This is a genomic window from Aurantivibrio infirmus (assembly GCF_054767315.1).
In genome coordinates, this window is record NZ_BAAFSK010000005.1 from 154,857 (window position 1) to 166,497 (window position 11,641).

6 protein-coding genes and 1 tRNA gene are annotated in these 11,641 nt (G+C 43.5%); 4 read left to right on the forward strand and 3 right to left on the reverse strand.

From position 1 onward, the window contains the following. Positions 1-19 precede the first annotated feature (19 nt). Positions 20-106 (reverse strand) — tRNA-Leu (locus tag ACYUCY_RS12385). A gap of 239 nt (positions 107-345) precedes the next feature. On the opposite strand from ACYUCY_RS12385, the gene queA reads away from it, so the two are divergent. The 4 genes from queA (at position 346) to secF (ending at position 5,991) form a co-directional block, all read left to right on the forward strand. Then, complete coding sequence (gene queA, locus ACYUCY_RS12390) at positions 346-1,371, forward strand: tRNA preQ1(34) S-adenosylmethionine ribosyltransferase-isomerase QueA (protein ID WP_460226816.1); 1,026 nt, start codon at positions 346-348, stop codon at positions 1,369-1,371. A gap of 44 nt (positions 1,372-1,415) precedes the next feature. After that, positions 1,416-2,561, forward strand: coding sequence for a tRNA guanosine(34) transglycosylase Tgt (gene tgt, locus ACYUCY_RS12395; RefSeq protein WP_460226817.1), 1,146 nt, complete (start codon positions 1,416-1,418; stop codon positions 2,559-2,561). 342 nt (positions 2,562-2,903) lie between these two features. Continuing rightward, on the forward strand, positions 2,904-4,757 hold the full coding sequence (secD, locus tag ACYUCY_RS12400) for a protein translocase subunit SecD (protein ID WP_460226818.1): 1,854 nt from the start codon (positions 2,904-2,906) through the stop codon (positions 4,755-4,757). 79 nt (positions 4,758-4,836) lie between these two features. Continuing rightward, positions 4,837-5,991 (forward strand): protein translocase subunit SecF, encoded by a 1,155-nt coding sequence (gene secF / locus ACYUCY_RS12405; protein WP_460226819.1) that lies wholly within the window; start codon positions 4,837-4,839, stop codon positions 5,989-5,991. Here secF and ACYUCY_RS12410 read toward each other — a convergent pair. Continuing rightward, on the reverse strand, positions 5,957-10,570 hold the full coding sequence (locus ACYUCY_RS12410) for an EAL domain-containing protein (protein WP_460226820.1): 4,614 nt from the start codon (positions 10,568-10,570) through the stop codon (positions 5,957-5,959). The two genes, secF and ACYUCY_RS12410, sit on opposite strands and share 35 nt — an antisense overlap. A 36-nt stretch (positions 10,571-10,606) precedes the next feature. Next, complete coding sequence (locus ACYUCY_RS12415; RefSeq protein WP_460226821.1) at positions 10,607-11,503, reverse strand: hypothetical protein; 897 nt, start codon at positions 11,501-11,503, stop codon at positions 10,607-10,609. Positions 11,504-11,641 lie beyond the last annotated feature (138 nt).

The following is an 11,641-nucleotide window of genomic DNA, read 5'->3' on the forward strand; positions in this document are numbered from 1 at the left end:
TTGCGGGCCTTCTTCGTTTTGGTACCAGAGGCCGGACTCGAACCGGCACGCTTTTAAGGGCGGGGGATTTTGAATCCCCTGTGTCTACCAATTTCACCACTCTGGCTTTAAAAAATTGTTAATTCTGGCATTTCAATAATCCGCAAACGCCTTACAGGCAAAGGGGCTAAGAAACGAGGGGCGAGATTATATCAGCGCTTTAGGGGGCGTCAACTTAAACCGCTTTTAATTGAATACAGTGATTCTAGAGGCGAAACAATGGCCAATTTCGTCAATATTCGCTACCCTGTCGCCCCCAAGATTTGGACGGCTTTGGGGCCAAATAATTGATTGTAGGTAGTGCCGGTGAAGCGCGAAGATTTCTTTTATGAATTACCCGAGGATTTGATTGCGAGTGCGCCAGCGGCGGAGCGTTCGGGTAGTCGCTTGCTGGTTTTGGAAGGGGCTAGCGGAGCGCTAGAACATCGACAATTTCCTGATTTGATCGACTTGGTCGAAGCGGGTGATCTGATGGTGTTCAACGATACTCGCGTAATTCCGGCTCGTTTAAAAGCGCATAAAGCCAGTGGCGGCAAGGTCGAAATTTTGATTGAGCGAGTGCTTGATAGCCATAAGGTTTTGGCTCAGGTGCGGGCTAGTAAGTCGCCAAAAATTTCGTCAGAGATTATTCTCGCTGATGGCACTGCGTTGACTGTGACCGGTCGCGACGACGAGTTTTTTATTCTTGAATTCCCCTCTCATTGCAAAGCCTTGGACATACTTGAATCCATTGGGCAAATTCCACTGCCGCCTTATATTGTGCGTGATCCCGGCGAAGAAGATTTAGATCGTTATCAAACTGTTTATGGTGAAAAAAAAGGCGCGGTTGCAGCACCAACTGCTGGTTTACATTTTGATAAAACTTTTCTAGAAGCCTTGCAGAAAAAAGGCGTAGAGTTTGCATTTGTTACCTTGCACGTCGGTGCTGGAACATTTAAGCCAGTACGTTCGGACAATATTCGCGAGCATGTAATGCATAGCGAAGTCATGGAATTATCTGAATCGGTGTGCGAAAAAGTTAAAGCCACTAAGCGGGCGGGAAAAAGAGTCATTGCAGTGGGTACCACGAGCGTTCGCTGTTTAGAAACAGCGGCTAGCGCTGATCAAATAGAGCCCTATCAAGGTGATACCAATATTTTTATTTTCCCTTCTTATGAATTCAAAGTTGTTGATGCTTTAGTAACAAATTTTCATTTACCTGAATCAACCTTAATCATGTTGGTGTCAGCTTTTGCCGGTTATGACAACACGATGAATGCCTATAAACAGGCAGTTGAGGAGAAATATCGTTTTTTTAGCTACGGCGATGCGATGTTTATTACCAAGCAATAAGCAATAATAATTTTTCTTAAAAAGTTTACATTTGGAATTATCTTTTGAATAAAAAATTCACATTTAGTGTTAGCACGACGGACGGCCAAGCAAGAAGGGGAGAGTTGGTCTTTCCTCGTGGTAAGGTGCAAACGCCTGCGTTTATGCCGGTGGGAACATACGGCACCGTTAAGGGGATGTTGCCGAAAGATATCGCTGCTACAGGTGCTGAAATTGTATTGGGAAATACTTTCCATTTAATGTTGCGTCCCGGTACGGAAATTATTAAGAAGCACGGTGACTTGCATGATTTTATGCAATGGCCTGGACCTATTTTGACGGACTCCGGTGGGTTTCAAGTTTTTAGTTTAGGCAAATTGCGCAAAGTGACAGAAGCGGGAGTGAAATTTAGATCGCCCATTGATGGTAGCGAAGTATTTTTGGATCCTGAAAAATCAATGCAAGTGCAAAGAGACCTCGGTGCAGATATTGTAATGATTTTTGACGAATGCACTCCTTATCCCGCAACGGAAAAAGAAGCTAAGGAGTCCATGGAATTATCTTTGCGGTGGGCGCAGCGAAGTAAGCAGGCACATGGTGATAATCCAGCAGCACTATTTGGCATAGTGCAGGGCGGAATGTATGAAAATCTTCGCGACCAATCGCTAAAAGGTTTAACCGATATCGACTTTGATGGCTATGCTATTGGTGGCTTGTCAGTCGGTGAACCAAAGCCGGATATGTTACGAATCCTTAAGCATACTGCCCCGCAATTACCGAAGGACAAGCCACGTTATTTAATGGGCGTCGGCAAGCCAGCTGACCTGGTGGAATCCGTCCTCCAAGGTATTGATATGTTTGATTGCGTGATGCCGACAAGGAATGCGAGGAATGGCCATCTCTTTGTTAGGGATGGCGTGATAAAAATCCGCAATGCCCAGTATCGCGATGATACTCGGCCTTTAGATTCCAGCTGTTCTTGTTATAGCTGCACAAATTTCAGTCGCTCTTACCTACATCATTTGGATAAATGTGGTGAAATCCTCGGTGCTCAGCTGAACACTATCCATAATTTGCATAGTTATCAGTCGCTTATGGCTGAATTGCGGGGTGCAATCGCGAGTGGGACCTTAGGGGCTTATGTTGATGAATTCTATGACAGACAAGCGAAGAACGACCCTAAACACACTGGGGTTGATGGTGACGTTTGAGATTTATTACCGCGAATCTAAATAGAAAGCCTTGAATTTGAGCAGGCGAGTCGCCATTTAGAATCATTGGCCCAGATCACTGGGTTCGCTGGGCTCTGGGTAGTATAATCGCGCGCTTTGCCATCGTGTCATAAGGCAGCGGGGTTTAGCCGGACAGAAGAAGCAAGACAAGGATGAAGGTGGCCGTTAAACGATCTACGATTTGTCACTAACGGCGCAGCCAATGTTTGCAGTTAATGTTTAACGATAAGAAAAAATAAATCGAACCAAACCAGAATTACGAAAGTAAGTTTCCAGTCAAAAAAATAGATGTCGCTCTGAAGCGAATTAACGGATTGTTTTATGTTGAATAAATACCCTTTGTGGAAAAACCTTCTTGTTGTTTTTGTCGTGACCATTGGCGTTCTTTACGCTTTGCCCAACATTTATCCCAAAGACCCAGCAATACAAATTTCTGAGCAATCTAATGGTGAAGTGATTGCACAAAATACGCTTGAAACTGCCTTAGCTGCTCTCGATCAAAATAATATTAGCTATAGTCGTTCTGAAATTTTAGAAGGCCTTGCGATTATTCGATTACTCGATGGCGATCAACAACTTGCCGCTAAGGATGTCATCGAACGTGCGCTAGATTACGATCAAGTTGTTGCTCTTAGCCGAGTTCCGACGACACCAGAGTGGTTGGCGAATTTAGGTGGTAAGCCAATGAATCTTGGCCTCGATTTGGCTGGCGGTGTTCATTTCTTATTGGAAGTTGATATTGATTCTGCGGTAAAAACTCGGATGGAAACTAATGCCTCGGAAATAAGAAGAGAGCTACGTCGCGAACGAATACGCTATCAGTCCGCAGAGTTGCAAAATAATAATATTTTTGTTTCTAGTTATGAAAGCGATGAAGAAAGAACCGAAGCAAACAGTGTCATACGCAAAGAATTTCCCAACATGCTTCGTACAGAAGATGAGAGCGGCGGATTATTTTATTTGCGCGCAGAAATGCCAGAAGCCGCTATTAAGGAAATTGAAGACTACGCGATCCAACAGAATTTAACGACTTTGCGTAAACGTGTTGATGCGATCGGTGTGTCAGAGCCTATTGTGCAGCGCCAAGGTCGAAATCGAATTGTGATTGAATTGGCCGGAGTGCAGGATCCAACAGAAGCTAAACGTATTATCGGTAAAACGGCGAATCTAGAATTTCGAATGGAAGCGAAAGCCGGTGCATTAAGTTCTTCAAAAGAACAATATGTTACTGCGGAATACGGTAGTGTTTTTTTAGAAAAAGACATAATCGTTACCGGCGATTCAGTCGTTAACGCGCAATCGGCCTTTGATTCGCAGACCAGTGAGCCTATCGTCACGATTTCGCTGGATACTATTGGTGGTCGGCGAATGAATGACGCTACGAAAAACGATGTGGGGCGACGGATGGGCGCGGTGCTCATCGAATTTAAAACCAAGCGCACCAATCAAAAAAATAGCAAAGGCGAAGATGTTGTTGTTATAGAGAACGAACCTGAAGAAAAACTTATCAATTTAGCGACAGTGCGCTCTGCCTTAGGCAACACCTTTCAAATTTCCGGTATCGGAAGCCCACAAGAAACCTCTGAATTAGCTTTGCTATTGCGCTCAGGTGCACTGGCGGCACCAATGACCTTCGTTGAGGAAAGCACAATTTCCGCCTCCCTCGGTGCAGAAAATATTTCGGTCGGACTTAATTCTATGGTGTTGGGCCTAATCTTAGTTTTGTGCTTCATGTTAATCAGCTATCGCGTTTTTGGTTTTGCAGCGAATATAGCCCTATCGTTAAACATTGTTTTATTGGTGGCTTGCATGTCGATACTGGGCGCCACCTTGACCTTGCCAGGCATAGCAGGAATTGTCTTGACAGTGGGTATGGCCGTTGATGCGAATGTGTTGATTTTCTCGCGAATTAGAGAAGAGCTCAAAAGCGGGAGTTCGCCGCAGCAAGCAATTAGCGCGGGTTTTGATCGTGCAATGACGACAATTCTCGATGCGAACATAACCACCTTGATTGTCGCCTTTATTTTATACGGCATTGGTTCTGGTGCGGTGAAAGGTTTTGCGATTACTTTATCACTAGGGATTATTTCCTCGATGTTTACCGCAATTATTGGTACGCGTGCAATCGTCAATGTTATTTATGGCGGTAGAAAGATTAAGAAAATCTGGATTTAAAGCTGAGCAAAAGCATCATCGCAAATTTCGCATGAACTTTTGTTATTGAATTTAAACATTATTTTTAGTTGGAAAAACTATGTCACTGTCAGATCTAAACATCAATTTTATGGGGCGCCGCAAAATAGTTGGTGCTTTATCAATTGCCTTTGTGGTCATTTCGCTAATCGAATTAGCGATCAACGGACTCAACCTAGGAATGGATTTTACCGGCGGAACGCAAATTAAACTGGGCTATGAGACCACTGCCGATATTCAACAGATTCGAGATGTATTAGAAGAGCAGGCATTGCGCGATGCGGTAGTTGTGTACTTTGGTGCGGAGACAGAAATATTAATTCGCTTTCAAGGCTCATTAGAATCCGTTGCCGTTGAGCGCATTACTGAGCGCTTAGCAGCCATTGACCCCGAAGCAGAAATCCTATCAGTAACGCAGGGCGGTAACGAGCACGCGGCGACAGTTACTGTGAGTAGTAACGAAGATCTCAGTTCGAAAATCACCGATATTTTCCCAGCCGATTTTTTTGTTGATACAACCGTTCGAAAAGAACGCAATGGCGATACCGTTTTCATGTTAGAAAATGCTTTGGATTTATGGGTGTCAGAGTCGGTTAATGCTGAGTTGTCGGCTGCCGCTGGGTCGACTGTTGAATGGAAGGGTAGTGACTTCGTTGATTCTCAAGTAGGGTCGGAGATGTTCGAGAATGCTGTTATTGGTCTGTTGGTCGCTCTCGGCATTGTCATGCTTTATGTTGCGTTAAGATTCCAATTCAAATTTTCTGTCGGCGCTGTGGCGGCGTTGGCACACGATGTGATCGTCGTACTCGGTTTCTTTGCGTTGTTTAATTTGGATTTCGATTTAACGGTTTTTGCCGCCGTACTAGCAGTCATCGGTTATTCTTTGAATGACACCATCGTTGTATCGGATAGGATTCGTGAGAATTTTCGAAAGATGCGCAAAGGTAGTTCAGTTGAGATTATTAATGCTTCGCTGAACCAAACCCTTGGCCGAACATTGATGACATCGTTAACCACTTTAATTGTATTGTTTGCCTTGTTCTTCTTTGGTGGTGAAGTAATTCATGGGTTCGCGTTGGCGTTGCTCATTGGTGTTACCGCCGGTACCTATTCGTCAATTTACGTGGCGGCAAATGTAATGCTGGTAATGAAAGTTGATAAGGAAGACTTGATGGTGCCGGTTAAGGAAGGCGCCGAATTGGATGAACTTCCTTAGAGGCTGTATTGCTTTCCGTTGATAAGGTGGCATGATCTGATGCGCTCTTATCTTTTCCTTGGAAATTTAAAATAGGTTGATGCTCTATGATCCACGCTTCAAGAGCGTCAACCGGTAAAGGTTTGCTTAGATAGAAGCCTTGCATGATGTCGCAACCTTCTTTTTGCAGAAATAATTTTTGATCTGCTGTCTCAATCCCTTCCGCAATAATTTGTAATTTTAAACTATGGCCCATGGCGATAATGCCCGAGACTATTGCGGCACTATTGGCGTCGTCTGGTAGATCTTTTACGAAACTTCGATCAATTTTTAAAGTATCAACAGGGAAGAGTTTTAAATAATTTAACGAAGAGTATCCGGTTCCAAAATCATCAATGGCAAGAGTCACACCTAAGTTTCTCAACTCTTGCAAGTACTGCGATGTTTGTTCATTACAGCCCGCTAAGGTGTCTTCGGTTATCTCAAGTTTTAATAAGTTAGCTGGAATTTTAGTCTCGTCGAGTGCTTTCGCGACTTTTTCTAGTAAAACCGAATTCGTCAGTTCGCCACCAGAAACATTGACGGCAATTGTCACAGGATCGTAACCAAGGTCGAGCCAGCTTCTTAATTGTTGACACGCTTGATTCAGTACCCAGGTGCCGATGGACGAAATGAGACCTGATTTTTCAGCAACAGGAATAAACAAGCCTGGAGGAACCATACCGCGAACAGGGTGGTGCCAGCGTATCAGCGCTTCCAGTCCAGTTAATTCATTGCTGTGGATGTCGACCTGAGGTTGGTAGTGTAAAACGAATTCGTCGTTCTCCAAGGCTCGGCGAATTTCCGCTTCCAATTCTATTTGCCGCGTGATTTCGGTTTCCATACCATTTTCATAAAACTCGTAGCAGCCACCACCGTTGGCTTTGGCTCTAAACATCGCGGTATCTGCGAAACGCATGAGCTCGTTAATGGTCTCACCATTCTTCGGGTAGAGTGCAATCCCGATACTGGTTGTCATATAAACTTTTTGATCGTTAAAAGTAAAAGGACTCACCATCGCCTTCGCGATTTTTTCTGCAATTCTTGCCACTGCATCCATGTTGCCAACGTTGTTCAACACAACGGTAAACTCATCGCCTCCTAAGCGCGCAACTATATCCGCCGAGCGAACGCAACTTTCGAGACGTTCTGAAAATGCTTTTAGTAAAGAATCTCCAATCTCATGGCCTTGAAGATCGTTTACCATTTTAAAGCGATCTAGATCCATGAAAAGTACAGCGATGGTGCTGTTATGCTCTTTTGCGCTTCGCAATAAATTTTTGCAACGTTCAATAAAGAAAGCGCGATTTGGTAATGAGGTTAATTTATCGTAGTAAGACAATTGATGAATGTGCTTGTCGATATGTCCGGAATGCAACACCCTTGAGACACGTCGCCGTAATACGGTAGCGTTTACAGGTTTTAAAATAAAATCAGTGGCACCGGCAGCAAAAGCTTTATCGAGAGTGTCTTCGTCTTGTAATGAGGTCACCATAAGTATTGTGGGTTTTATCGCACTTTCAATTGCGATGATGGCTTTCGATGCAGCAAAGCCGTCGAGTTCTGGCATCAATGCATCCATCAGGATGAGGTCCGGCATTTTTTTCTGGCAGTATTCTAGCGCCTGTTGTCCGTTCTCTGCTTCGTGGATATCGTAACCATCTTTATTGATAATGCCGCGAATAACTATTCGCGTACTCGCATCATCGTCAACAATAAGAACATGCGGTTGTAATAATTTCACATCGTCATTTTCTATTGGTTTTTCGATGCTTAGTTTTATCTTATTCAGTTCATCCTTCGTGTTATTTAGTTCGTCCGCAATTATCTTCTCGATTTTCTGGATGTCATTTTCGGTAAAAGCGGTAGCATGTTTTTCGATGACAGAAAAATGCTTAGATAATTTTTTCGCTCCTAGGTTGTTAGAACTGCTTTTTAATAATTTAATACAGTGGCTAAAGCTTTCTTGGTTCGATGCCTTAAGTGCTGCAATTAATTTTTGAATGGTATTTGGCGTATCTTCAATATAAGTGTTAATAAACGATTCAAATGAATCACCGAGTTGTGTCTGTAATTTAGCAATAACTGAATCATCCAGTACTTTTTCATCGATTTTGGATAATTTATCGAGTATAAGTTCTGATGCCTGCTTTTCTTTTTCGTCTGAGCTCGACGTTAATGTTGCTAATGTCGGTCTTTCGCGGCTCAGCCATTTACCAAGCTTTAGTTCTAAGGTATCCATGGTTAGTGGCTTAGCTAAGTAGTCATCCATGCCAGCAGTAAAGCAGCGCTTTATATCTGCAGATCCAGTGTTGGCGGTAAGCGCGATAATTGGAATTTTCTGATAGTCGCTGGTTTTACCTCGAATCAATTGAGTCGCGGTATAACCATTCATCATTGGCATCTGACAATCCATTAATACCAAATCAAAATATTTGCTGTTTAATGCATTTATTGCAGCGCTACCGTTGTCGGCAATATCACAGGAAAAACCGAGTCGGGTGAGCATTCCCGTGGCTACAATTTGGTTGGTTTTATTGTCTTCAACCAACAGGACATGAGTAGAAGCGGTTTGCGCAGGGCTTAACGTTCTCTTAGTCTTAGTTTTTTCTTTAACTTTGGTTTTTTCATCTTGGCTAACGATAGTTTTATCACGGCCAATAAGTTCTATCATCGTCGCTTCGAGTAATTTTGAACTAGGCGACTTAGCAATACACTTAGTGTTTGGCGGTAAATCATTCAGTGGGTTATGAGTCAAGATGATGATGTTTGCAGTTGACAGTAAGGACTGATTTTTTATGACTTTAATTAATTCGGTTTCACTACTGTCACTGATGGGGGTATCAATAATTAAAAAATCATAGGGTTTACCTTGCGTCGCGGCGTTTTTCATCAGCGTGATTGCGTCGCTCGCAGTCGTGGTATTTCGTTGAAAACATTCCCAAGCGATAAACTTTCGAATTAAAGAATGACAGCTATCTGTGGTTCGACTAACTATCAGCACGCGCTGGCCTGCCACTTCGCTGACTTCTTTAGTATCGAGATCAGGAGCGTTCGCTACAGTGATCGGTAGGGTGAACCAGAATATACTGCCTTTACCCAGCTGGCTCTTAACGCCGATTTTTCCTCCCATTAACTGCACAAGCTGCGCACAAATCGCGAGGCCTAAACCGGTGCCGCCAAATTGTCGAGTCGTAGAACCGTCTGCCTGTGAGAACGCTTCAAAAATAAGTTGTTGGGCATTTTCTGGAATACCGATTCCCGTATCTTCGACGGAGACGTGCAACAGGCTATCTTCATCTTCTTTTTCGATAAAAGCGACACGAGCAATAACGCTACCATGTTGGGTAAATTTGAGCGCATTGCCGACAAGGTTGATCAGTATTTGGCGAATGCGGCTTGAGTCACCAAATAAATGTGCAGGTACCTGCTCTTCAACTTCGCCGTTGAGTTCTAAATGTTTTTGTTGTGCTTGTGAGGTTAGTAGCTCGACAATCCCCTTCATCATTTCGCGTGGATCAAAATTCGAAGATTGTAACTTCATTTTTCCAGATTCGATTTTTGAAAAATCTAGAATGTCATCAATAAGTAGTAAGAGTTCTTCACCTGAAGAGCGAGCGATGTTGACGTATTCGATTTGATCCTCATTCAGATCCATTGAATGAAGTAGTTCTAACATACCCATAACGCCGTTCATTGGCGTACGTAATTCGTGAGAAACTGTCGTCGCGAACTGACCTTTAATTCGCGCCGATGCAAGTGCGGTATCGCGGGCGCGTTTTAAGGCATCTTCACGTCGTTCGAGTTCAGAAATCATGGTGTTGAACGCATTTTCCATTTCCAACACGTCTTTGGAGCCCGTTAAATCGGCTCTAACATTTTCTTCTCCGGCATGGGCACGGCGCATAATGCCTGATAATTCTTGAATAGGTTTCGTCACTAAATTCGTGACAGCGAGCAAGACGAGCAAGAGTATTGCGGCAGCAATAAACGAAACGCTTAAGTTACTGCGAAAAATATCGCGACTGATCGTTTGTAAGTTGCTTTTACTGACGGCAACTTGAACAAACCCGATGAGTTCTCGTTTAGATTCGGTACCGCCAAACAGCGGATCTTCAAAATCTGACGCTTCACCGCCGGCATACACGGGAAGTGAAAAATACCAAGCATCATTGTTTTCTTGATAAGGGTGCTCGACGCCAAGTACAGGCAAGCGCTCACCCTTCGATGGGGTCGTCTCTGCGCCAGTGTGATAGAGCACGCTATTATCGGGGCTGAGGATGGTTACGCCAGTAACGTCGGGGAAAGAGAGGGCTGGATCAGCGACATCGCGCGCGTTATCGATACTCTGCACTAATAATGCGTAAGTACTTTGATCGGCGATAGTATTGGTAACATTACTACCTTGATCAAATATTTGTTTGGTTAGGCGTTGTTCTGTAATAGTAGAAATTACGATCGAAGAAACCACCGCCAGGCAAACAATACCCAGCGAAAACGTTAGCATTAACTGCTGACGAAAGCTTAAGCGAGAAAAAAACTGCTTAAAAAACTTCGACATTACATTTCTCGTTAATCATTCCACAAAAGCAACAAACTATTGTGGCGGATAAATAAATTCAAACTCATCGAGCTCCTCTCGTTTTAATTGTATGCCGACGTGGGCGGCGGCCCTGACGTTGATCGATTTAAGTAAGGTGTTAGCAAACAGTGTTTGAGGTTTTGTTTCAGGTTTATCTTTGTGTTGCTTCAATAGCTTGCCTAGTTCTCGTCCTAAGCCGGTAAAATCAATCTGCACAGATAACAAAGCACCACGAGCGCTATCACTTAAATTGCTAGAAATAACGATTTGATCTCGGGACCAAGCTGTATCAAGAATTCTTTGTAAAATAGATTTGTCGCGGGAAGGGCCATTAAGAGGTAACCACAAGGCTTCGGTTTTGTTGTTTAAACGGCGCTGTACTTTTTGATATTGTGATGCGGCTTCACTCATGCTTGAGACAGGATAGGCATGTAATGTGATACCAAGGGATTTTGCCGACTCAGTGGCGGCGTCAATGACCCATTGATTTTTGTTTTCTTCGTAAACGGCGTGTATGGAAGTTATTTCGGGCTTTAGTCTTTTTAATTCTGTGAATAAAAATCGAGAATCAGGGTTCAGCGTGATACCAGAAAATTCTAAAGTACCTGGCGGTAGAATGTACGCACCCGCTACCGTGTTGAGTGTCGAGTTTTTTTGATGGCTTATAGCTTTGTTGCCCAAAACAACGACGTCGGAAATAGAATTATCTATCAGCCATTGACTAGTATCTTCGGCTTGTGAGCTGCCAGGTAATATAAGCTTGTTAATATTTTGGCCAAACTCTTGGGATACGCCATCGGCAACTGAAGAAAACATGGTGAGGTAGGGTTCACGAACTTCCGGAAAAATAATCGCAATTTCGTCCGCGTGACTGGCAGGCAGGAGGATTCCGTTACCGAGGAACAGCAACATGAACAGCCCGAAACGGTTGAAAAGAGATTTATTGTGTTGTGGGTTGCAAGTGTTGGCCACAAATCCTCAAAATAATAGTTACAGTCTGCTACCTTGTTTCAGCGAGTAATTCAGTAGCTTACTTTCCGCTGTTAGAAA

What these genes read in the sequence shown, in the direction of transcription:
- secD (WP_460226818.1), top strand. Translation starts at nt 2,904, where the DNA reads ATGTTGAATAAATACCCTTTGTGGAAAAACCTTCTTGTTGTTTTTGTC.
- secF (WP_460226819.1), top strand. Translation starts at nt 4,837, where the DNA reads ATGTCACTGTCAGATCTAAACATCAATTTTATGGGGCGCCGCAAAATA.
- ACYUCY_RS12410 (WP_460226820.1), bottom strand. Translation starts at nt 10,570, where the DNA reads ATGTCGAAGTTTTTTAAGCAGTTTTTTTCTCGCTTAAGCTTTCGTCAG.
- ACYUCY_RS12415 (WP_460226821.1), bottom strand. Translation starts at nt 11,503, where the DNA reads ATGTTGCTGTTCCTCGGTAACGGAATCCTCCTGCCTGCCAGTCACGCG.